Genomic DNA, 22,550 nt, shown 5'->3' with positions numbered 1-22,550 from the left:
CCTTGAGGGTTAAGGAACTAGAGCATGTCAGTGGTTGACGACTCGCCAATACGTGCAGCCATGTCTGCAACTGCAGAGCTGGATCTGGGCCCGCTGGCCTGGGTGCTCGACGAAGTGCGCAAGTCGCTGGAGGCCGCGTCCAAGGCGGTGAACCGTTTCATGCGCGATGCGGATGCAGCCCGTTTGTCTGATCTTGAGGAGTTGGATACATCGGCACTGCGCATTGCTCGCCAGCAGTTGCACCAGGCCTGCGGGGCGCTGGAGATGGTGGGCGTCACCGCTCCGGCGCAGGTGATGCGCAGCATGGAAGCTGCGGTCAACCGCTTTGTACAGCGTCCCGAATACTGCACCCAGGAAGCGGCGACTACGCTGGAGCGCACGCACTTTGCGCTGATGGAATTCCTGGAGGCCGTGCTGGCCGGTCAGCAGGTCTCTGCCGTAGCCTTGTTCCCCCAGTATCGTGAGACCCAGGTGCTGGCCGGCAACGACAAGGCACACCCGGCAGACCTGTGGCCGGCGGAGCGCCGTGCGCGCGAGCCCCGCTGGACCGGAGTCATGCCCGAGCCTCTGGCCTATGGCCCGCATGCACGTGGCATGCTGGACGGCGTGGTGCTGCGCATGGTCAAGAGCGACGACCGGGAGGCGGCAGCGCAGATGTGCGAGCTTTGCCGGCGCTTTGCGGCCGCTCAGCCCGAAGATGTGGCGGCGCGCAGTTTCTGGAAGATTGCCGCGGCTTTCTTTGATGCTCAGGCTCGCGGGCTCATCACGGCCGACATCTACGTCAAGCGCATGGCCTCGCGCGTGCTCATGCAGTACGCCAGCATGGCCAAGGGCGATAGCCTGCCGCCCGCACGTCTGCTGCAGGACCTGATGTTCTTCTGCGCGCAGGCCAGGCCCCGCGAGCAGGCCGGCGACAGCCTGAAGGCCGTGCACGAGGCCTATGCCATGGAGCACATGCCGGCGGTGGACTACCACGTGGCACGCTTTGGCCGCTTCGATCCCTCGGTGCTGGTACAGGCGCGCAAGCGCATTGCGGCCGCCGCCGAGACCTGGTCAGCGGTCGCCGGCGGCGATCGCAGCAAGATCAGATCCATGGCCGAGCAGTTCGGGCTGGTGTCCGAGTCACTGGTCAAGCTGCAGCCTGTCAGTCACGGTCTGGCGCGCGCGCTGATTCGTGTCGCCGAGACGGTGGAGCGCATCGGCGAGCCGCCACCGGCCGAGCTGGCCATGGAGGTGGCGACTGCAGTGCTGTATCTGCAGGCCAGCTTCATGACGGCCGGGCATGACGACGAAATACAGGCCGCCCAGTCCAGTGTGCTGGTTCAGCGTCTGGATGCGGCGCTGCATGGCGCTCAGTCCGAGCCGCTGGAAATCTGGATGGAGGAGCTCTACCGTCAGGCCAGCGACCAGCAGACCATGGGATCGGTGGTGGGCGAGCTGCGCATCACCCTGGGCGAGGCAGAAAAGCACCTGGATCTGTTCTTTCGCAACCCCTCCGATACCTCGGTGCTGGCCTCGGTGCCGGGCCAGATGGGCCAAATGCGCGGCGTGCTGTCGGTGCTGGGCTTCGAGCAGGCCGCGACCGCCATGCAGCGCATGCGTGACACCGTCGAGCATCTGATGCTCGGCGAGGTGACGGTCGAGAATCAGCCGCGTATCTTCGAGAAGCTGGGCAGCAGTCTGGGCGCCATGGGTTTTCTCATCGACATGCTCAGCTACCAGCGCAATATGGCGCGCAAGCTGTTCGTCTATGACGAGGAAAAGGACGAGCTGCGCATCGTCATGGGTCACAGCCGCAGTCGCGGCCCCGAAGCCTTCCGTCCGACCGTGGATATTCCCATGGAGGGCGTGCCGTCTGCGCAGCCTGCGGTCTCTGCCTCCGCCACGGCGGCCACCCCAACAGCTGCAGCGGCCGTCGAGCCTTCGGTCGCAGCACCGCAGCCGCCCGCCCTAGTGCGGCCGGTGGCCCAGCCGCAGCCCTTGCAGGCCGGGCTCACTGACGACGAGGACAGCCCGCCATGGGCCGCAACCGAGCCAGGTGCCTTGCCCGACTTCGAGGCCATGGCCGCACCAGTTGTGGCCGAGCCGGCAGTGGCAGGCTCCGATGCTCTGGCCGATGCCATGGCCCAGGTGTTTGCGGACATGCAATCGGGCAGGCCGGCCGCGGATGACGCCGCCACCGCCTCCCATTCAGGCCAGGATCTGGCCGGCCCGAGCGGCGCAGCAGTTGCGGCGACGCAGCCCCCGTCTGTGTCCGCCGAGCTGAGTGCCCAAGAGCTCGATGGCGACGACGAGCTGCTGTCCATCTTCCTGGAGGAAGCCCGTGAAGTCGTGGATAACGGCCTGCAAGCCTTGCAGGCTCTGGCCGATGAGCCCGGCAATCTGAGCGAGCAGACCACGCTGCGCCGGGCGTTTCACACGCTCAAAGGCAGCTCGCGCATGGTGGGGCTGGATGAATTTGGCGAAGCTGGCTGGGCCATGGAGCAGATGCTCAATGCCTGGCTGGCAGAGCAGCGGCCCATGCCGCAGGCCATGCAGCAGCTGGCTCAGGACGCTCTGAAAGCCTTTGCTGCCTGGGCACAGGATATCGAGAACCAGCAGGCGCAGAACTGGTCGGCCACGGCCTTCCGCGCTGCCGCCGACGCCATGCGTCTGCAGGGCGAGCGTGCCGACGTGGCCCTGGTTCCGCGTCGCTCCGAGCGCGCGCAGCGCACGGAGCCGGTGTGGGACGTGGCCGAGGTGTCAGCCGCCGTAGCGCACGAGCCAGTGCAGGAGCTGCCGCCCGCGCTGGCCCAGGAGCTGGAGTGGTCGCCGGAGTCCGGGGCCGTGGCTGCAGAGCCCGGTGTTGATGCTCAGCTTGCCCAGAGCGAGCCCGCATTTGCCATGCCGGAGCTGGACTTCTCCCTGGAGGATCTGTCTGCCGTGCCTGTGCAGGAGCCCGAGCCCGAGCCGGAGCAGACCGAATACGCTGCTGCCGATGCTGTGATCGAGGCTCAGGCCTCGCAAGAGCAAAGCAGCAGTGCGCAAGATGTGCAGGAGCTGGACTTCGCCGCCTTCGAAGCGGCCATGCGCGAAAGCGAACAGGCTGCCATCGCCGCGCAGGCCGCCATGGAGACTGGCCCCGGGGAGACGGCTTCCGCAGAGACGGCCTCCGCAGAGATGGCCTCCGTGGAGACAGCCTCCGTGGACTCGGTGGTCGAGTTGCCGTCCGCAGAGGCAGTGCTTGAGCTGGAGGCGATTGAAGCTTTGCTGGATGGTGTGCCCGAGCCAGTCATGGCCGAAGAACCCGTTCAGGCCGCAGAGCCCGAAGTCTCGGCGATGGAGCCGGTGTCCGGGCAGACAGCCGAGGAGCTGGACGACGGCTATCGCAATATTGACGGCCTGCGCATCAGCGCAGCGCTGTACAACGTCTATCTCAACGAAGCGGATGACTGGTCCGAGCGACTGGGCGAGGTGTTGCAGCAGTGGCTGCAAGAGCCGGCTGCCGCCGTTCCCGATGATGCGATCGCGCTGGCGCATTCGCTGGCAGGCAGCTCCGGCACCGTGGGCTTCAAGGCCTTGTCGGAGCTGGCGCGTTTGCTCGAGCATGCTCTGCTGCATCTGCAGCCTCAGGGCTATGCCAGCGCGCTGCAGATTCAGCAATGCATGACCGCATCCGATGAAGTGCGCCGTTTGCTGCATCAGTTTGCGGCAGGCTTCCTCAAGGACGCTTTACCCGCGGTCGAAGACGCGCTGCGCGAAATCCTGAACACTCCGATCGATGCCGGTGCAGCAGCTGACACTGCCGATCTTGAGCTGTCCGATCTGGCTGAGCTGGCCGAGCTGGATGAGGCAGAGTGGCCCGAGGTGCAGGCGCTGCAGCCGCCTGCAGATCCCAAGGACTTGCCACTGGACTTTGCTGCCGAGCTCTCGCAGGAGGTGACCGAGGCGACCTTGCCCGAGCTTGCGGGTGATGGACTCAAGGATGTGGCCGAGGAAGAGGCGGGAGCATCGGCAGCCGACCCGTTGCTGGATGTCGTGGTGCACGCCGCGGATCCGGCACCGTATTCCATGGTTCCTGCCGCAGGCAGCGTGGAGCATGAGGCCGAGCTGCAGCGCCGCATCGATGAAGCCATTGCTCTGGCAGTGCATGCCGGAGATGACGAAGACGATATCGATGTGCTCGATCAGGTCGATGCCGACCTGTTTCCCATTTTCGAGGAAGAGGCTATCGACCTGCTGCCCAAGCTCGGCGCCGCACTGCGCCGCTGGCATGGGCGCCCGACGCTGGATGAGGCTCGCAACGAAGCCCTGCGCGCGTTGCACACCATCAAGGGCAGTGCCCGCCTGGCGGGTGCCATGCGCATGGGTGAGATGGCCCACCGCCTGGAGTCAGCGGTGGAGCGCATCGACCAGGAGCGTCCCGCAGCCGACGCGATCGAGCCGCTGCTGAGCAGCTTTGACGCTTTGCAAGCCAGCTTCGATGTGCTGCGCATGGCTGGTGAGCAGGAGCCCGAGCAGCCGCTGGCGCAACTGGACGATCTTCTTGCTCAGGCGCCTTTGCATCTGAGCGCGGCGGAATCTGATGTAACGCAAGCAGCAGCGCAAGCTCAAGCCGGAGAAAAGGCTGCCGCAGATCCTGCGCAGGCCATTGAGCTGCCGGCGCCGGTGGTGCCGCGTCCTGCATCGCAGCAGACCGTGCGTGTGCGGGCGCAGCTGCTGGACCGCCTGATTTCCCAGACCGGTGAAGTGCTGATTGCCCGCTCGCGTGTCGATGCGCGGCTGTCGCAGGCGCGTTCGGCGCTCAATGACTTGACGGGCAACCTCGAGCGCCTGCGCACGCAGCTGCGCGACATCGAGGTGCAGGCCGAAAGTCAGATGCAGTCGCGTCTGGCCCTGTCCAAGGACACGGCTGCCGGTTTCGATCCGCTGGAGTTCGACCGCTTCACCCGCGTGCAGGAACTCACGCGCATGATGGCCGAGTCGGTCAACGACGTGGCCACCGTGCAGCGCAATCTGCAGCGCGATCTGGCCGCTGCCGAAGACGATCTGGTGGCCCAGGGCCGGCAGGCGCGTGATCTGCAGCGCGATCTGCTGCGCACGCGCATGGTGGAGTTCGACTCCTTTGCCGAGCGCCTGTACGCCGTGGTGCGCCAGACGTCCAAGGAAATGGGCAAGCAGGTGCGCCTGAACATCCTGGGCGGCACCATCGAAATGGACCGCGGCATGCTCGAGCGCATGATGCCGGCCTTCGAGCATCTGCTGCGCAACTGCGTGGCTCACGGCATCGAATCGCCCGAGCGGCGCCAGGAGCTGGGCAAGCCGGCTGTCGGCACCATCGAGATCGTGCTGGGTCAGGAGCGCAACGACGTGGCGCTGTCCGTGGAAGACGACGGGGCCGGTCTGGATCTGGAGCGGATTCGCAGCAAGGCCATCAGCCTCAAGATGTGGACCGACGAGCGTCCCATGACGCTGGAGGATGCGGCGCGTCTGATCTTCGAGCCGGGATTTACCACCGCCGCCGAGGTGACGGGCGTTGCCGGTCGCGGCATCGGCATGGATGTGGTGCGTTCCGAAGTCAACGCGCTGGGCGGTCGTATCGAGACCCATACCGAACCGGGCAGGGGCAGCGCCTTCCGTCTGGTGCTGCCGCTGACCACGGCCGTGACCCAGGTGGTGATGCTGCGCATGGGCGCCGTATCCATGGGCGTTCCCGCCAACCTGGTGGAAATCGTGCGCCGCGTGCCCGTCGATGTGCTGGAGGAAAGCTACCGCAAGCAGGAGTTCCAGGACGGCAGCGAAGTCATGCCTTTTTACTGGGCCGGCGCGCTGTGGCAGACCTCGCTGCGCAGCGAGGAGAATCTTGGCCGCACGCGCCCCGTGGTGATCGTGCGCAGTGCCTCGCAGCGTGTGGCGCTGCATGTGGACGAAGTGCTGGGCAACCAGGAAGTGGTGATCAAGAACCTGGGCCCGCAGCTGTCGCGCCTGCCGGGCCTGACCGGCATGTCCGTGCTGCCTTCGGGGGCAGTGGTGCAGATCTACAACCCGGTGGCGCTGGCCAACGTCCACGGCGAGCATGTGCGTGCCATGCTGGCCAAGGCCGAGCAGGCCGCAGCCGATGGCGAACTGCAGGCCCGCTCAGGCGGTGCCGATCTGCTGGGCGCCGAAGCTGCGCAGACCACGGTGCCACTGGTGCTGGTGGTGGATGACTCCATCACCGTGCGCCGCGTCACCCAGCGTCTGCTGCAGCGCGAAGGCTACCGCGTCACGCTGGCTGCCGACGGCCTGCAAGCCATGGAGCGTCTGCAGGACGAGCGCCCGACCCTGGTGCTGTCCGACATCGAAATGCCGCGCATGGACGGCTTCGATCTGTTGCGCAATATTCGCGCCGATCAAAAGCTCGAAGGCATGCCGGTGGTCATGATCACTTCACGCATTGCCCAGAAGCATCGCGAAATGGCCCGTGACCTGGGAGCCAATCACTACCTGGGCAAACCTTATTCCGATGAGGAACTGCTGGGGCTGATCCAGCACTACGCCTTGCAGCGCAGCGGCCCTGCACCCGAGCGCAGCCCGCTTGGCGGACTTGCACCGCAGGAATCGGGATTGGCGGCCGAATAAGCACTGCTCCTGATAAGGAAGCGGCTTGCGCTTGTCAGTATTGCTTTTCAGGTTGATATCAATCTGAAATGCATGAAGGACTTGCGCAAGCCGCTTCTTTTTTTGAGTGGCAGCCTATTGGACGGTTGGCAGCCGAGCACACCGGGATGTGGAGCTCCGCAGGGCCTGGAGCCAGGCAAGCTCAAGCTTCTTTCTTGAGGATTCCGTAGCGCGCCAGGGTTTTCTCCCGCGCCGCCGCGTGATCCACGACGGGCAGGGGATAGTCGCGCCCCAGCGTGATGTCTGCCTCGGCCAGCTCCAGCGGCTTGGCCAGCCAGGGGGCATGCCGCAGTTTGGCGGGCAAGGGCGTCAGCTCGGGGACGTAGCGCGCGATAAACTTGCCGTCCGGGTCGAACTTCTCGCTCTGGGTCACGGGGTTGAAGATGCGGAACCAGGGCTGGGCATCGCAGCCCGTGGAGGCCGCCCATTGCCAGCCGCCGTTATTGGCGGCCAGATCGAAGTCATTGAGCTTTTCGGCGAAATAGGCCTCGCCCCGGCGCCAGTCCAGGCCCAGGTCCTTGACCAGAAAGCTGGCCGTGACCATGCGCAGCCGGTTGTGCATATAGCCGCTGGTATTGAGCTGGCGCATGGCGGCATCGACCAGCGGGTAGCCGGTGCGGCCCTCGCACCAGGCGGCGAAGAGGGCGTCGGCCTCGGTTCCCGTCTCCCATTCGATAGCGTCATACGCAGGCTTGAAGCTGCGTTCCACGACATAGGGCTGGTGGGCCAGGATCTGGAAGTAGAAGTCGCGCCAGATCAGCTCGCTGAGCCAGGTGGCCGCGCCTTCGCGCGCGGCGGCAGACCAGTCCTCGTTGTGGGCTGCCTCATGGGCGAGGCGGGCCAGCTCGCGTATCGAGACGGTGCCAAAGCGCAGATGCACGCTGAGGTAGCTGGGCCCCTTGAGGGCCGGAAAGTCGCGCGCCGTCTTGTACTGCGGCAGGCGCGGAAGAAAGTCTGCCAGCAGCTGGCGCGCGCCGCTGACGCCGGTGGGCAGGCGCAGGCCGGCCAGCGTGTCCGGGGCAAAGCCCAGATCCGCAGCCGTGGGGGTCGGGCGGCGCTCGGTGTCGGGCAGATCGGCCAGTCTGGCCGCGAGATCGCGCTCGCTGGGGTAGGCCGAGAGGTAAAAGGGCGTGACCTTCCTGAGGCAGGCGTTCTTGTAGGGCGTGAAGACCGAAAACGGCGACAGGCTCTGGGTCAGCACCTCGTCGCGCGCAAAGATGCGGTGGTCCTTGAAGCGCAGCAGCAACTGCCCCTGGCTCTTGAGGCTGCGCGCCACCTGGGCGTCACGGGCAAGAGCTGCCGGTTCGTCGTCGTCGTTGCAGAAGACGGCACCTGCGCCCAGTTGCCGGGCCAGGGCCGGGATGATGTCCTGGGGCAGGCCGCGCCGGGTGATCAGTCCTGTCTGCGGGCGTCCCGCGGTCTCGCGCAGGGCAGCATCCAGCTCGGCCAGACTCTGGCAGATGAACTCCACGCGGCGGTCGGCGTGGGGCAGGGCGGCAAGAATGCTGTCGTCGAAGACAAAGACGCAATACAGCTTTTCACATTGCTGCAATGCGTGATAAAGGGCCGCGTTATCGGCCAGACGCAGGTCGCGCCGCAGCCAGATCAAGCCCACAGGGTAAGAAGGAGTCATGGATCGCCAGTAAAATCGCCGTATGTCTGCAGAATCTGCGCCTATCAACTTGACGCACCACTTCCTGATTGCCATGCCTGGCCTGGAAGATGAGTCGTTTTCGCGCAGCGTTGTCTACCTGTGCGAGCATAGCGAGCGTGGCGCGCTCGGTCTGATTATCAACAAGCCCTCCAAGCTCAGCCTGCAAGGCCTGCTGCAAAAAGTGGATTTGGGTCTCAAGCGCGATGACTTGCGCGACCAGCAGGTCTTTACCGGTGGCCCGGTGCAGACCGATCGCGGCTTTGTGCTGCATGAGCCCATGATCATCGAAGGTGCACCCGAGAACGAATCGGCCTATGCCTCGACCATGACCATTCCAGGCGGGCTGGAGATGACCACGTCCAAGGATGTGCTCGAAGCCCTGTCGGACGGTGCGGGCCCCAAGCGCGTGCTGGTCACGCTGGGTTACTCCTCCTGGGATGAGGGCCAGCTCGAATCCGAAATCGGCGAAAACGCCTGGCTGACCGTGGAAGCCGACCCCGAGGTGATCTTCAGCACCCCGGTGGACGAGCGCTATGACCGCGCTCTGGGCCTGCTGGGCCTGCAGCGCTGGATGCTGTCGCCGGAGTCGGGTCGCGCATGAACGATATTTCCTCTTCCAACAAGGCCGCCGATGCGGCCTTTTCCTCGACTTTTTCCTCGGCCGAAAATGCGGCTGCCAGGCCTGCGGCGGCGCCCGCGCCGCAAAAGCCCCAGGTGCCGGCCCATTTCCAGCAGTTCCTGGGCTTTGACTTCGGCATCAAGCGCACGGGCTGCGCCTCGGGCAACCGCGTGCTGGGCGGCGCCAACCCGCTGCCCACCATCAAGGCCGAAGGGGCGGATGCACGCCTGGCCGCGGTGGAAAAGCTGATCCGCGAGTGGCAGCCCAATGCCCTGGTGATAGGCGTGCCCTACCACCCCGATGGCGCGGCCCACGAGAACACGGCCCGGGCCCTGAAATTCGGCCGCCAGCTCAGAAGCCGCTTCAAGCTGCCGGTGTACGAGGTGGACGAACGCTACAGCACGACCGAAGCCCTGGCCGGTGGCGCACGCGACGCCGACGCGGCTTCGGCATGCATCATTCTTGAACAGTTTTTGAGGAGTCTCCCATGAGTGAAACCATTGCGGGTCAGGGCAGCCTGATCCTGGACGCCGAAGCCCTGTATAGCGAGCTGCTGCGCGGCGTGCAGCGCATCATGGGCCCCAATACCCGTCTGGCGGGCATCACCTCGGGCGGTGCCTGGCTGGTCGAGCGTCTGCACAAGGATCTGAACCTCAAGGGCAAGCCCAGCGTGCTGTCTTCCTCGCTGCACCGCGACGATTTTGCCCAGCGCGGCATGGCTTCCAGCGCCCAGACCCAGATCGCCTTCGATGTGAACGGCGCCGATGTGCTGGTGCTCGACGATGTGCTCTACACCGGCCGCACCGTGCGTGCCGTGCTCAACGAACTCTATGACTACGGCCGTCCCGCCAGCGTGCGACTGGCCGTCCTGGTGGACCGGGGAGGGCGCGAGCTGCCCATCCAGGCCGACTTTGCCGCAGCGCGCGTGGCGCTGCCGGCCGACCGTTCCCTGGCGCTGGCGCGCGACGAGAGCGGCGTTTTCCACTTCCGCATTCAAGAGGCCTGATCGTGCTGTACAAGCGCAACCCCCAACTCAACAAGAACGGCGAGCTGATCCACCTGCTCTCCACCGAAGGACTGTCCAAGGACATCCTGACCCAGATTCTCGACACGGCCAGCAACTTCGTCAGCGTCAACGACCGTGAAGTCAAGAAGGTGCCGCTGCTGCGTGGCAAGAGCGTGTTCAATCTGTTCTTCGAGAACAGCACGCGTACCCGCACCACCTTCGAGATTGCGGCCAAGCGCCTGTCGGCCGACGTGTTCAACCTGGACATCGCGCGCAGCTCTGCCAGCAAGGGCGAGACCCTGCTGGACACCATCGACAACCTCTCGGCCATGGCGGCCGACATCTTTGTCGTGCGCCACAGCGAGTCCGGTGCTCCTTACCTGATCGCCAAGCATGTGGCGCCCCATGTGCATGTGGTCAATGCCGGCGACGGCCGCCATGCCCACCCCACCCAGGGCCTGCTGGACATGTACACCATCCGCCACTACAAGCAGGACTTCTCCAATCTGCGCGTGGCCATCGTGGGCGACGTGCTGCACTCGCGCGTGGCGCGCTCGGACATCCACGCCCTGACCACGCTCGGCGCTGCCGAGGTGCGCGTGGTAGGCCCGCGCACCCTGGTGCCCTCGGACATGGCCAGCATGGGCGTGCGTGTCTTCCACAATCTGGAGGAGGGCATCAAGGACTGCGACGTCATCATCATGCTGCGTCTGCAGAACGAGCGCATGAGCGGCGCGCTGCTGCCTTCGAGCCAGGAATACTTCAAGAGCTTCGGCCTGACTGAAAAGCGCCTGGAGCTGGCCAAGCCCGATGCCATCGTCATGCACCCCGGCCCCATCAACCGCGGCGTGGAGATCGACTCCGCCGTGGTGGACGGCCCGCAGGCCGTGATCCTGTCGCAGGTGACCTTCGGTATCGCCGTACGCATGGCTGTCATGTCCATCGTTGCGGGGAATGAGGCTTGAACACCCCCTGAGCCGCTGCGCGGCTTCCCCCTCTCTCGCGATGCGGGAGGGGGACGACACCCTCGCGTCGGGGCGGCCCTAGCTTGGTGTCCCGTGCGAAAGTCGACGAAGCAAACTGCAGTGGCTGGTGGTGACGGTTTTTTTTGAGATATTTTTATAGCTGCTAGCGCTTGTGTGGCAAGGGCTGGAAGCCAATTTGGTGCCAAACCATGAAGATTCTGATTCGCAATGGCCGGGTGATGGACCCGGCACGAGGTTTCGACCAGCAGGCCGATATCGCCATCGATGGCAGCGTGATCGCCGCCATCGGCACGGTGCCCGATGGTTTTGTGGCCGAGCGTGAAATCGACGCCTCGGGCCAGTGGGTGCTGCCCGGTCTGGTGGACCTGGCCGTGCGCCTGCGCGAGCCCGGTCACGAGCATGAAGGCATGCTGCAGTCCGAGATGGCGGCTGCCGTGGCCGGCGGCGTGACCAGCCTGGTCTGCCCGCCCGATACCGAGCCCGTGCTCGACGAGCAGGGCCTAGTGGAAATGCTCAAGTTCCGTGCCGAGAAGCAGCACAAGTCGCGTCTGTTCCCCATGGGCGCGCTGACCATAGGTCTCAAGGGCGAAACGCTGACCGAGATGGCCGAGCTGACCGAGTCCGGCTGCGTGGCCTTCGGCCAGGCGGATGTGCCCCTGTCCAGCATCACCACGCTCAGCCGTGCGCTGAGCTACGCCAACACCTTTGGCTATGCCGTGTGGCTGCGCCCGCAGGACAAGGATCTGGGCAAGGGCGTGGCCGCCAGCGGCGCGCTGGCCACTCGCATGGGTCTGGCCGGCGTGTCCGTGGCGGCAGAGACGATTGCGCTGCACACCATCTTCGAGCTGATCCGTGGCTCGCAGACCCGGATTCACCTGTGCCGCATCTCCAGCGCCGCGGGCGTGGAGCTGGTGCGCCGAGCCAAGGCCGAAGGCCTGAACGTGACCGCCGACGTGTCCATCAACTCGCTGCTGCTCACCGAGAACGACATCGGCTACTTCGACAGCAGCGCCCGTGTGGTGCCCGTGCTGCGTCAGCAGCGCGACCGCGATGCGCTGTCTGCCGCGCTGGCTGACGGCACCATCGATGCGCTGGTCTCCGATCACTGCCCGGTGGACGAGGACGCCAAGGTGCTGCCTTTTGCCGAAGCCGAGCCCGGTGCGACCGGCGTGGAGCTGCTGCTGTCGATTGCCGTGAAGTGGAGCCGCGACTACAAGGTGCCGCTGAACCGCGCACTGGCTGTCGTGACTTCGGCACCCGTGGCCGTGCTGGGCAGCGCCCTGGGCGAGCAGCAGTCTTTGCTGGGGCAGCTTAACGTGGGCGGCGTGGCAGATCTGTGCATCGTCGACCCCGAGGCTGAGTGGACGGTCGATCCCAAGGCGCTGCAAAGCCAGGGCAAGAGCACGCCATTCAACGGTTACGAACTGCCTGCGCGCGTGGTAACGACTATCGTTGACGGCGCTGTCGCTTATCAACGATAGGCTCCCCCTGAGCGGCTTTGCCGCTTCCCCCTCTCTCGATGCGTTGCATCGGGAGGGGGACGACACCCTCGGTGCGCGGCGGCGCTTCCTCGGTGCCTCTGACTTTGCATTGCGCCAGTCTTAGGCGCTTGCCGGTTTCAAGTTGGTGCAACTTGTGCGAGGCGAGTCGCTAAACTCTTTGAGAATCATGGCAAACGGCTTGCACAAAATCAGAACCGGCTCGCGCGCGGTATGGCGCGGACTGCGTCTGCTGGCCCATGTGGCCAAGGGCGCCTGGATCGTGGCGTTTCGCTTTCCACAGCTGCACTATCTGCAGCAGCACGAGCATGTGCAGGCCTGGGCCGCAACGATGCTGCTGCGCGCCGGGGTGCAACTGCAGCTCAAGGGGCAGCCACCGGCCAAAGGGCCGGTGCTCATGGTCAGCAACCATATCTCCTGGCTCGATATTCCGCTGCTGCATGCAGCGCGCCATTGCCGTTTCATCTCCAAATCCGACGTCAAGGGCTGGCCCATCATCGGCACGCTGGCGACGGCTGCAGGCACGCTCTACATCCAGCGCAGCTCGCGCCGCGATGCCGTGCGCATGGTGGGAGCCATGGAAGAGGCCTTCAAGCGCGGCGAAATCCTCGCCGTTTTTCCCGAAGGGACGACGGGCGATGGACGCAGCCTACTCTCGTTTCACTCCAATTTGCTCGAAGCCGCCGTGCAATGCGATGCGCCGGTACAGCCCGTGGGGTTGCGCTTTGTCGATGGCAAGACAGGCAGCACCAGCTATGCCGCAACCTATGTCGGCGATGAGACCTTGCTGGGCTCCATCTGGCGCGTGCTTTGCTCGGAGCAGCTGATTGCCGTGGTGCACTATGGCGATGTGCAGAGCGCACAAGGGCGCGACCGCCGCGCCTGGGCCAAGGACCTGCACACCGAAGTGGACAGGCTGCGCCAGAGCTAGGCGCTCTGCCGGCGCTTTGCGCGCCCAGTCAAACCCTGTAGGCTGCGCGCATGCACGCCAGAGTTTTGCGCTATCTCGATGAAGTGGTTCGCCGCGGCTCCATCCGCAAGGCGGCCGAGCACCTGCATGTGGCTCCCACGGCCGTGAACCGGCAGATTCTCGATCTGGAGGCCGAGCTCGGGGCGCCGCTGTTCGACCGCATCCACAACCGCCTGCGCCTGACGCCTCTGGGAGAGATGGTGCTGACCCATGTGCGCAGCACCTTGCGCGAACATGCAGCGCTGCGCGAGCGCATTGCCGACTTCAAGGGCATGAGACGCGGCGAGATCACGGTGGCGGCGACGTCTGGCCTGGCAGGCTCCTTGCTGCCATCGCTGGTGCATGACTTTCGCAGCAGCCATCCGGGGATGGTCGTGCGTGTCATCGACATGCCGACGCAGGCCATTGTGTCGGCCGTGGAAGCCGGGGAGGTGGACCTGGGTCTTGCCTACGATCTGGCCCCCAGGCCCGGTCTGCGCATGCTGGCGGCCAGCGAATGGCAGATTGGAGCCATCCTGCCGATCAAGCACCCGCTGGCCCATCATTCGTCGCTGCTGCTCAGCGAATGCGTGGGCCATCCGCTGATTCTGCCGGCACCGGCGCTGACCATACGCAGTCTGCTCGACGAGGCCTTCGCGCGCAGTGCCATCGAGGTGACGCCGGTGGCCGAGTCCACCTCCATGGCCTTGATGCAGCGCCTGGTCATGCTGGGCGAGGGTATTGCCCTGCTCAACGCGCTGGATGTGCTGGAGGAGCTCGATCGCGGCTCGCTCAGTTTTGTGCCCCTGCGCGATGCGCATCTGCAGCGCCAGACCCTGATGCTGTTCGTGCGCAAGGGCGCGGAGCTGAGTGCGGCTGCCGAGCTCATGGCCGCAAGCATCGAATCCGCGCTGGCGCGGCTTTACGCCAGAAAACACTGATTTTCTGTCCACATTTTGTGGACATGCTTGGCGGAATTTGGCGCTATCGCGCGCTTGGGTGCCTCTCTAGACTTGCGCTTCTTGTTTAGACAGAGAGAGACCCATGACCCTGATAGCCCTGAATGCCGACGTACTGGTCACCATGGATGCGCAGCGCCGCGAGATCAAAGGCGGCGCGCTGGTGGCAGACGGCCCGGCCCTGCTGTGGGTGGGAGCCACGGCCGAGCTGCCGGCGCAATACCGCCGCATGGCCGACGAGGGCCAGGCGCGCGTGCTGGACATGCGCGGCAAGGTCGTGACGCCGGGCCTGGTCAACACCCACCACCACATGTACCAGAGCCTGACGCGCGCCGTGCCGGCCGCGCAGGACGCAGAGCTGTTCTCATGGCTGCAGAACCTGTACATGCTGTGGTCGCATCTGACGCCCGAGATGATCCATGTCTCGACCCAGACCGCCATGGCCGAGCTCATGCTGTCGGGTTGCACCACCACCAGCGACCATCTGTACCTGTTCCCCAATGGCTCGCGCCTCGATGATTCCATCGCAGCCGCGCAGCAGATGGGCATGCGCTTTCATGCAGCGCGCGGCTCCATGAGCCTGGGCCGCAGCAAGGGCGGTCTGCCGCCCGATGTGGTGGTGGAGGAGGAAGAGGCCATTTTGCGCGACAGCCTGCGCCTGATCCAGCAGTACCACGACGGCTCGCGCCACTCCATGCTGCGCGTGGTGCTGGCCCCATGTTCGCCGTTCTCGGTGACGCGCGATCTGATGCGCGAATCGGCGGTGCTGGCGCGTGCACATGGCGTCTCGCTGCACACCCATCTGGCCGAGAACGACAACGACGTGGCCTTCTCGCGCGAGAAGTTCGGCCTGACTCCGGCGCAATACGCCGAGGATCTGGGCTGGGTGGGGCGCGACGTCTGGCATGCGCATTGCGTCAAGCTCGATCCCGAAGGCATTGCGCTGTTTGCGCGCACCGGCACCGGTGTGGCGCACTGCCCATGCTCCAACATGCGCCTGGCCTCGGGCATTGCTCCCATCCGCAGCATGCGCGATGCCGGCGTGCCCGTGGCGCTGGGTGTGGACGGCAGTGCCTCCAACGACGGCGCTCACATGCTGGGCGAGGCACGCCAGGCCATGCTGCTGCAGCGCGTGGGCTACGGCCCGGCGGCCATGAGCGCCCGAGAGGCGCTGGAGATCGCCACGCTGGGCGGCGCGCGCGTGCTCAACCGCGACGACATCGGCGCACTGGCTCCCGGCATGTCGGCCGACTTTGTGGCCTTCGACATGGAGGACGTCGGCTATGCGGGGGCCGGCCACGACCCCGTGGCGGCGCTGGTGTTCTGCACGCCGGCCAATGTATCCAGCAGCGTCATCAACGGGCGTGTGGTGGTCGAGGACGGCCGCCTGCTCACGGCCGACCTGCCTGTGGTGCTGGGCCAGCACCGCCGTCTTGCGCGCAGCTTGTTCGAGCGAGCCGCAGCAGGGCATTGAGACCTTTTCGGTGACGGCCATCGCTGGTGCACTGCGATGGCTGGACATCGGTGAGAGAGATTTCAGGCCTTTTGGCGCTGGAATAAAAGTGGGCTCGGGACTGGTGTCAGGTGACTTGGAGTGCCAGAAGTTTTTTCTCGATGCCTGCCGATCTATACGGCGCCGCGCATGGGCGGTATCGGCAATGGCGTATGAGAGCTCCCGGTTGCGTGCTTAGTCTTGTGGCCTTCGCGGGGAAGCCTATTCCCCGGCGATTGCATACCTAAAAAACAGGAGACAAGACCATGGAAAAACTGCTTTACGGGGTGGAAGACCGTCCGCCCAGCCTCATCACCACCACACTGCTCTCGCTGCAGCATCTGCTCGCCGCCCTGGGCGGCATCATCGCCGTGCCGCTGGTGTTCGGCGGTGCGCTCAAGCTGCCGGCCGACCAGATCGTGGCCCTGGTCAATGCGGCTTTGCTGGGCTCGGGCGTGGTCACCATCATCCAGTGCCGCGGCGTGGGACCGGTCGGCATACGCCTGCCCTGCGTGATGGGTACCAGCTTCGCTTTTGTGGGTGCGGGCATCAGCGTGGGACTGGAGCACGGCGTGCCCGGCATCCTGGGCTCCTCTCTCGTGGGCTCGCTGGTGATGATCGTCGGCAGCTTCTTCATGCCGGTGATCCGTCGTTTCTTCCCGCACACCGTCACCAGCGTGGTCGTGACCATGATCGGGCTGTCACTCACTCCCGTGGCCGTGGACTGGGCCGCAGGTGGCGTGGGCAGCGGCAGCTACGGCGCGGTGGGCAATCTGGCGATTGCCGGCTTTGTGCTGGCGCTGGTGATCGGCTTTGTGCAATGGGGCAAGGGTGTGATCTCTGCATCGGCCGTGGTTCTGGGCATTGCCTGCGGCTATCTGCTGTGCCTGGCACTGGGCTTGATCGATTTCACCCAAGTGCGCGAGGCACCCATCTTCGCGATTCCCCAGCCGCTGCATTTCGGCATGAGCTTTCCCGTATCGGGCATCGTTGCCATGTCCATCGCCTTTCTCGTGACCATTGTCGAGACCACGGGCACTTTCATGGCCCTGGGGGCGGCAACGCAGACGCCTATCCGAGGCAAGCGCCTGGCCAGCGGCATGCTCTGCGACGGCGTGGGATCGGCCTTTGCCGCCGTGATGTCGAGCCCGCCGGTTTCCACCTTCGCGCAGAACGTGGGTGTGGTGTCGCTCACCGGCGTGGCCAGCCGCCATGTGGTGATGCTGACCGGCGTGATGCTGCTGCTGGCCGGACTGTTCCCGGTGCTGGGAGCGCTGGTGGTGACGATTCCCCAGCCAGTGCTCGGCGGTGCGGGCCTGATGATGTTTGCCATGATCATCCTGGCGGGCATCCGCATGCTCAGCAGCGCAGAGCAGACGCGCCGCAGCGGCCTGATCATTGCAGTCTCGCTGGGCTGCGGTCTGGCCGTGACGGTGCGCCCCGATCTGCTCTCCAAGATGCCTGCCTTTGTGCGCGAGGTTTTCGGCTCGGGTATCACCGTGGGTGCGCTGGTGGCCGTGGGCCTGAATCTGCTGCTGCCGGGGCGCGAGTTCGATGCCCACGAGGAAGAGCTGGAGCCGGTGACGGCTGCCGTGACCGCCGCTTCCCCTGCGGTCTGATGCCTCAGAGCTACCCGCTCACAGAGTCATCTTGCTGTCGACGATGACCTTGCGCCAGCGCGCGAGGTCCTTGACGATGAGGTCGGCAAAGACCTTGGGCGTGCTGGGCATGGGCTGGGCGCCTTCGCTTTGCAGACGCTCGAGGATGGCGGGGCTTCGGAGTGAGGCATTGATCTGCTGATTGATCTTGGCGACCACGTCGGCGGGCATATTGGCAGGGCCGACCACGCCATACCATTGGTCGGCCTCAAAGCCGGGCAAACCTGCTTCGGCCACGGTAGGCACATTGGGCAGTGCAGGGATGCGCTGAGGTGATGAAACGGCGATCGCCTTGATCTGGCCGGAGCGAATTTGGGCCAGCACGGCGGGGATGCCGGTGAACAAGGCCTGAACCTGGCCGGCCACCAGGTCGTTGACGGCCGGTGCCGTGCCCTTGTAGGGCACATGCTGCATCTTCAGCCCTGCTTGCAGGCTCAGATAGGCCATGGTCATATGCGCGGCACTGCCGTTGCCCCCCGAGCTGAAATTCACTGCGCCCGGGTTGGCCTTGGCGTAGCTGATGAACGATGCCAGATCATTGACCGGCAGCGATGGATGCACGACCAGCACGTTGGGCACACGCGCTACCCAGGCCAGAGGCGTAAAGCTCTTGATAGGGTCGTAAGGCAGCTTGGGGTAGAGCGTGGGTGTAACGGCCAGCGTGCCGACATGGCCCATTAGCAGGGTGTAGCCATCGGCACTGGCCTTTGCCACGCGGTCCGCTCCAATGCTGCCGCCTGCGCCGGCGACGTTTTCGGGCACCACACTCTGGCCCCAGGCGCTCGTCAGCTCATGACCTATGGCGCGACCCAGAATGTCTGCAGAGCCGCCGGGCGTGAACGGAATGACCATGCGTATGGCCTTGCTGGGGTACCTCGAGTCCTGCGCCAGAGCAGTGCCGGTCAGACTGCCCAAGGCGGTGGCAGCAGCCCATTGGCTCCATTGGCGACGGCTCAGAGTGGAGGGTTCACGTGCGGTGAAAGCGGGCATATTGTCTCCTCATGATGTTTTGCAGACAGTCTATGAGATGGCCCTGTGCCTGGCTCTGGCGCAGCCGGCATAGCTGCTATGCAGTGACTGCCTGCCAAGCCTTGAGCAGGCGCAGGCTCGCTACACTGCAGTCATGACGACAAGTACAGACACCCCCGTGAATCGCCCTGACATCACCATTTTTCACAACAACCGCTGCAGCAATTCGCGCGGCGCGCTGGCGCTGCTGCGCGAGCATGGCATCGAGCCCAATATTGTGGATTACATCGCCACGCCGCTGACGGCGCCAGAGCTGGCAGAGCTGGTGACACACATGGGCGTTCCGGTGCGTGACTTGCTGCGCAGCAAGGAAGCGCAGTTCAAGGAGCTGGGCCTGGATAACGCCGCCGTCAGCGATGTGCAGCTGATTCAGGCCGTGGCCGCGCACCCGGTGCTGCTCAATCGACCCATCGTGGTCACGCCCAAGGGCGCCATGCTTTGCCGTCCGCCGGAGCGGGTGCTGGAGCTGATCTGAGGCTGCAAAGAGCCTGAACACGCCAGACAGCGCGCGAGAGCCGGCGGCTGCCGGATCAGGCCTTTGGCCCAGAGCTGCACGGGCCTAAGTCTGGCCTAAGTGTGCATGTTCAAACTTCCCTTCAACGACACCGATCCGGTGCTTTTCTTTGAAAGGATGACCATGAACACAATTCTGTCCACACCTCGCCGACTGGTGATGGCCCTGGTGGCTGCTGGTGCGATTGGCGCACTGGGCGCCACCGGCGCCGGCCTGGTCGGAACCCGCAGCGCTGCACAGGCGCAGGTGACGCAATCTGCAGTGGCAGCGCAGCCCGCAGCCCTTAACCTGCCCGCGGTGAATGCTCCCAATTTTGCAGATATCACGGCACGCAACGGCGCGGCCGTGGTCAATATCAGCGTGGTAGGTTCCTCTCGTGCCATGAGCGACGATGAAGGCGACCAGGCCAGCGAACGCCAGCAACAGGGTCCGGGCATCAGCCCTGACGATCCCTTCTTTGAGTTCTTTCGCCAGTTCGGCATTCCAGGCATGCCCGGTGGTCAGGGCATGGGGCCGCGTGCGCAGCAGCCCGATACACCCATGCGTGGACAAGGCTCGGGCTTTATCGTGTCCAGCGATGGCGTGATTTTGACCAACGCCCATGTGGTGCGCGGAGCCAAGGAGGTGACGGTCAAGCTCAACGACCGTCGCGAGTTCAGGGCCAAGGTGCTGGGAGCCGACCCCAAGACCGATGTGGCGGTGCTCAAGATTGACGCCAGCGGCTTGCCCACGGTCAAGCTGGGCCAGACCAGCCAGCTGCGTGTGGGCGACTGGGTGCTGGCCATCGGCTCGCCTTTCGGTTTTGAAAACAGCGTGACGGCTGGCGTGGTGAGTGCCAAGGGGCGCTCTTTGCCCGATGATTCCTTCGTTCCCTTCCTGCAGACGGATGTGGCGATCAACCCCGGAAACTCTGGTGGCCCGCTGTTCAACGCACAGGGCGAGGTCGTGGGCATCAACAGCCAGATCTACACCCGCTCGGGCGGGTATCAAGGGGTGTCGTTTGCAATTCCCATCGAGCTGGCAACCCGTGTGCAACAGCAGATTCAGGCAACGGGTAAGGCCCAGCATGCCAAGCTGGGCGTGAGTGTGCAGGAGGTCAATCAGGCCTTTGCCGATTCCTTCAAGCTGGATAAGCCCGAAGGTGCATTGGTGGCCAGTGTCGAAAAGAACGGCCCTGCCGCCAAGGCCGGACTGGAGCCAGGCGATGTGGTGCGCAAGGTGGATGGCAAACCCGTTGTTGGCTCCGGCGATCTGCCAGCCTTTATCGGCCAGGCCTTGCCCGGGCAGGAAGTGACGCTAGAAGTCTGGCGCAAAGGTGAATCCAAGACCCTGAGCGCGACCCTGGGCGATGCCAGCGACAAGGCTGTGAAGGTGGCCAAGTCCTCTGCGGATGCCGACAAGGGAAAGCTGGGGCTGGCTTTGCGCCCCCTGCAGCCTGAGGAGAAAAAGCAGATTGGCGTGGACTCCGGTCTGCTGGTGGCTCAGGCCAGCGGTCCGGCAGCAGCAGCAGGTATCAGCCAGGGAGATGTGCTGCTGTCCATCAATGGCGCACCTGCCGGAAATATCGACGAGGTGCGGGCCGCAGTCGCCAAAGCGGACAAGACCGTGGCCGTGCTGATCTGGCGCGATGGCAACAAGATCTTCGTGCCGGTGCGCCTGGGCTGAGTTGATCCCTTGTCGTATGAAAAACCGCATCCTTATGGGTGCGGTTTTTCTTTGTCTGTTTTTATCGATTAAAAACAAAAAATATATGAATAAATAAACGCTCGTTGAATTTTCGTACGTTTTTGTCATGTTCCTCTAGGGGTAGCGAGTTTATGGGGATGTAATGCCATAAACTGTCAAGTCGAAGCATTCATTTGTCTTTTTGACGTCGTGTGGTGGCGATTCGGCTTGACCGCAAATACATCGTGACGGCTCCCGGAGCAGGCGTTGCGACGGGAGGAGTTTTTGAATCAGCAACACAGTCTGCAGGTGCAAGGCCTGGGCGCTTCATTTGGTCCACGCGTAGTTCTGGCCGAAGTGGACTTCACGCTGCCGCAATCAGGCGTAACCGCTTTGCTGGGGCCTGCGGGCACGGGCAAGTCCACGTTGCTGCGCACGCTGGCCGGGCTGAATGCGAGCAATCCGCGCTTTCGCAGCTGGGGACAGGTGGTCTATGTCGATCAGCCATTGGACATGCCTTGGAGCGCCAACGGCGTGCAGGCCTTGCCGAGCCTGGTACAGCAGCATGCCCGGCTCATGCGCGCCAACACCCTGGATGCACTGATCGAGAAGGCGCGCCAGAGGGATCCACGTGCGCCACTGGAGTGGCGCCATTGGGTGAGCGAGCAGCTGCAGCACTATGGACTGGCCGAGCTCGCCCAGATGCTGGACAAGCCCACCATGCTGTTGAGTGCGGTGCAGCAACGCGTCGTGGCCATTTTGCGCGAGGCCTGGGCCAAGCCGGCGGTGTTGATGATCGATGAGCCCACGGCCGAGCTGGAGGGCTATGAGGCATTTTTGCTGCTGGACGTGATCAAGCAGATCGGTCAGCAGCGCAGTGTGCTGTTGATCACGCACCAGCAGCAGCATGCCCGGGCTGCTGCGCAGCAGATGCTGTTGCTCGCAGGCGGGCGTATCCAGGAAGCCGCAGCAATGGCTGCGTTCACTCAGCGGCCGCTCAGTGCCGCTGGTCAGCAATTCCTGCGTACCGGCAGCTGCGCTGTCCCCATGCCGGGTACCCCTTTGAATGAGCTGGCCGACGATGTGCTGCCGCCACCTCCCTTGCCTGCCGCCGCCTTGGCGGCCATTGCCGAATTTTCTGACCTGCCTGCATCTTCGGCAGCAGTGAGTGAGGTCGTGGCTCCCCTCAAACTGGAGCCCGTGCTGCCTGCGCCAACGTCGGCCTCTGCGCCTGAGCCTGCTCTGTCGCAGCCGGCAGCGGTCGCGTCATCTGGCCTGTCCTCCGCAGCCCGCTACCAGCCTCGCACCCCGAATGCGGCTGTGCTGATGGAAATGCAGCCATTGCTGGCCGCTGAAAATGCCATGCCAGCCAGCCGCGGCCCGAACGGATTTTCCTGGCTGGTGCCAGGGAGGCTGGCAGGTACGCCCTGGCCGGGCGTGGTGCACGACATGGACGCCGACCTCAAAGCTCTGAGCCGTTGCGGTATCACCATGCTGATCACGCTGACGGAAAAGGACTTCCCGCAGGATGCCTTGGCCCGCAATGGGCTCAAGAACTTTCACCTGCCGGTCTATGACCAAGAGCCACCGACAGTGGCACAGATGCAGATGCTGCTGGCACGCATGTCGGTCGCCCTGCGCCGTGGAGAGGTGCTTGCCGTGCACTGCCTTGCCGGATTGGGCCGCACCGGAACCGTGCTTGCCGCCTGGCTGGTGCGCGAGGGCCTGACTGCCGAAGAGGCGCTGCGCCGTGTGCGATTGATTGATGCTCAGTATGTGCAATCCAAGGCGCAGGAAGCGCTTCTTTATGAATTCGAAAACGCACTGCTGCAAAAGATGGCGTGATGTTTTCAAGACCACCAAAGCATGGCCGCTGCGCAC

Annotated in this window: 15 protein-coding genes; 13 read left to right on the top strand and 2 right to left on the bottom strand. The window is 64.6% G+C overall.

Annotated elements, in window-relative coordinates:
• Positions 1–24: 24 nt before the first annotated feature.
• Complete coding sequence (locus P353_RS05650) at positions 25–6,600, top strand: Hpt domain-containing protein (protein ID WP_034366456.1); 6,576 nt, start codon at positions 25–27, stop codon at positions 6,598–6,600.
• Between the two features lie 181 nt (positions 6,601–6,781).
• Here the strand turns inward: P353_RS05650 and P353_RS05645 are convergent, their stop codons facing one another.
• Entirely contained in the window at positions 6,782–8,272 is a 1,491-nt protein-coding gene (locus P353_RS05645) for a cryptochrome/photolyase family protein (RefSeq protein WP_034366454.1), read from the bottom strand.
• 22 nt (positions 8,273–8,294) lie between these two features.
• Here P353_RS05645 and P353_RS05640 point away from each other — a divergent pair, with 22 nt between their 5' ends.
• From P353_RS05640 to P353_RS05600, 9 genes are all read left to right on the top strand, one after another.
• Positions 8,295–8,894 carry a YqgE/AlgH family protein gene (locus P353_RS05640; RefSeq protein WP_034366452.1) on the top strand — a complete coding sequence of 200 codons (600 nt, stop codon included), beginning with the start codon at positions 8,295–8,297 and terminating at the stop codon, positions 8,892–8,894.
• Complete coding sequence (ruvX, locus tag P353_RS05635; protein ID WP_034366450.1) at positions 8,891–9,403, top strand: Holliday junction resolvase RuvX; 513 nt, start codon at positions 8,891–8,893, stop codon at positions 9,401–9,403. The genes P353_RS05640 and ruvX overlap by 4 nt, the downstream gene beginning before the upstream one ends.
• On the top strand, positions 9,400–9,918 hold the full coding sequence (gene pyrR, locus P353_RS05630) for a bifunctional pyr operon transcriptional regulator/uracil phosphoribosyltransferase PyrR (RefSeq protein WP_034366447.1): 519 nt from the start codon (positions 9,400–9,402) through the stop codon (positions 9,916–9,918). Before ruvX ends, pyrR begins: the two co-directional genes overlap by 4 nt.
• Before the next feature lie 2 nt (positions 9,919–9,920).
• Positions 9,921–10,883, top strand: coding sequence for an aspartate carbamoyltransferase catalytic subunit (locus tag P353_RS05625; protein ID WP_003051536.1), 963 nt, complete (start codon positions 9,921–9,923; stop codon positions 10,881–10,883).
• A 209-nt stretch (positions 10,884–11,092) separates the two neighbouring features.
• Positions 11,093–12,385: a dihydroorotase gene (locus P353_RS05620; protein WP_034366444.1), complete on the top strand. Its 1,293-nt coding sequence runs from the start codon at positions 11,093–11,095 to the stop codon at positions 12,383–12,385.
• 187 nt (positions 12,386–12,572) lie between these two features.
• The gene (locus P353_RS05615) at positions 12,573–13,334 is read left to right on the top strand and encodes a lysophospholipid acyltransferase family protein (RefSeq protein WP_052084736.1); all 762 of its coding nucleotides are present in this window, start codon (positions 12,573–12,575) and stop codon (positions 13,332–13,334) included.
• Between the two features lie 50 nt (positions 13,335–13,384).
• A complete protein-coding gene (locus P353_RS05610; protein WP_034366440.1) occupies positions 13,385–14,293 on the top strand; it encodes a LysR family transcriptional regulator in 909 nt (302 codons plus the stop codon).
• Between the two features lie 103 nt (positions 14,294–14,396).
• The gene (locus P353_RS05605) at positions 14,397–15,785 is read left to right on the top strand and encodes an 8-oxoguanine deaminase (protein WP_034366437.1); all 1,389 of its coding nucleotides are present in this window, start codon (positions 14,397–14,399) and stop codon (positions 15,783–15,785) included.
• A gap of 284 nt (positions 15,786–16,069) precedes the next feature.
• Entirely contained in the window at positions 16,070–17,422 is a 1,353-nt protein-coding gene (locus P353_RS05600; RefSeq protein ID WP_034366435.1) for a nucleobase:cation symporter-2 family protein, read from the top strand.
• Between the two features lie 18 nt (positions 17,423–17,440).
• Here the strand turns inward: P353_RS05600 and P353_RS05595 are convergent, their stop codons facing one another.
• Complete coding sequence (locus tag P353_RS05595; protein ID WP_034366432.1) at positions 17,441–18,451, bottom strand: Bug family tripartite tricarboxylate transporter substrate binding protein; 1,011 nt, start codon at positions 18,449–18,451, stop codon at positions 17,441–17,443.
• Positions 18,452–18,584: 133 nt separating this feature from the next.
• Here P353_RS05595 and arsC point away from each other — a divergent pair, with 133 nt between their 5' ends.
• The 3 genes from arsC (at position 18,585) to P353_RS05580 (ending at position 22,514) form a co-directional block, all read left to right on the top strand.
• Complete coding sequence (arsC, locus tag P353_RS05590) at positions 18,585–18,965, top strand: arsenate reductase (glutaredoxin) (RefSeq protein WP_052084734.1); 381 nt, start codon at positions 18,585–18,587, stop codon at positions 18,963–18,965.
• Between the two features lie 162 nt (positions 18,966–19,127).
• A complete protein-coding gene (locus P353_RS05585) occupies positions 19,128–20,669 on the top strand; it encodes a Do family serine endopeptidase (protein ID WP_034366593.1) in 1,542 nt (513 codons plus the stop codon).
• 285 nt (positions 20,670–20,954) lie between these two features.
• The gene (locus P353_RS05580; RefSeq protein ID WP_034366425.1) at positions 20,955–22,514 is read left to right on the top strand and encodes an ATP-binding cassette domain-containing protein; all 1,560 of its coding nucleotides are present in this window, start codon (positions 20,955–20,957) and stop codon (positions 22,512–22,514) included.
• The last annotated feature ends 36 nt before the right edge of the window (positions 22,515–22,550 follow it).

It is taken from the genome of Comamonas testosteroni (genome assembly GCF_000761245.1).
Lineage (GTDB): Bacteria > Pseudomonadota > Gammaproteobacteria > Burkholderiales > Burkholderiaceae_C > Comamonas > Comamonas testosteroni_C.
This window is presented reverse-complemented; position numbering and strand designations above follow the sequence as displayed.

What these genes read in the sequence shown, in the direction of transcription:
- P353_RS05650 (WP_034366456.1), top strand. Translation starts at nt 25, where the DNA reads ATGTCAGTGGTTGACGACTCGCCAATACGTGCAGCCATGTCTGCAACT.
- P353_RS05645 (WP_034366454.1), bottom strand. Translation starts at nt 8,272, where the DNA reads ATGACTCCTTCTTACCCTGTGGGCTTGATCTGGCTGCGGCGCGACCTG.
- P353_RS05640 (WP_034366452.1), top strand. Translation starts at nt 8,295, where the DNA reads ATGTCTGCAGAATCTGCGCCTATCAACTTGACGCACCACTTCCTGATT.
- ruvX (WP_034366450.1), top strand. Translation starts at nt 8,891, where the DNA reads ATGAACGATATTTCCTCTTCCAACAAGGCCGCCGATGCGGCCTTTTCC.
- pyrR (WP_034366447.1), top strand. Translation starts at nt 9,400, where the DNA reads ATGAGTGAAACCATTGCGGGTCAGGGCAGCCTGATCCTGGACGCCGAA.
- P353_RS05620 (WP_034366444.1), top strand. Translation starts at nt 11,093, where the DNA reads ATGAAGATTCTGATTCGCAATGGCCGGGTGATGGACCCGGCACGAGGT.
- P353_RS05615 (WP_052084736.1), top strand. Translation starts at nt 12,573, where the DNA reads ATGGCAAACGGCTTGCACAAAATCAGAACCGGCTCGCGCGCGGTATGG.
- P353_RS05610 (WP_034366440.1), top strand. Translation starts at nt 13,385, where the DNA reads ATGCACGCCAGAGTTTTGCGCTATCTCGATGAAGTGGTTCGCCGCGGC.
- P353_RS05605 (WP_034366437.1), top strand. Translation starts at nt 14,397, where the DNA reads ATGACCCTGATAGCCCTGAATGCCGACGTACTGGTCACCATGGATGCG.
- P353_RS05600 (WP_034366435.1), top strand. Translation starts at nt 16,070, where the DNA reads ATGGAAAAACTGCTTTACGGGGTGGAAGACCGTCCGCCCAGCCTCATC.
- P353_RS05595 (WP_034366432.1), bottom strand. Translation starts at nt 18,451, where the DNA reads ATGCCCGCTTTCACCGCACGTGAACCCTCCACTCTGAGCCGTCGCCAA.
- arsC (WP_052084734.1), top strand. Translation starts at nt 18,585, where the DNA reads ATGACGACAAGTACAGACACCCCCGTGAATCGCCCTGACATCACCATT.
- P353_RS05585 (WP_034366593.1), top strand. Translation starts at nt 19,128, where the DNA reads ATGAACACAATTCTGTCCACACCTCGCCGACTGGTGATGGCCCTGGTG.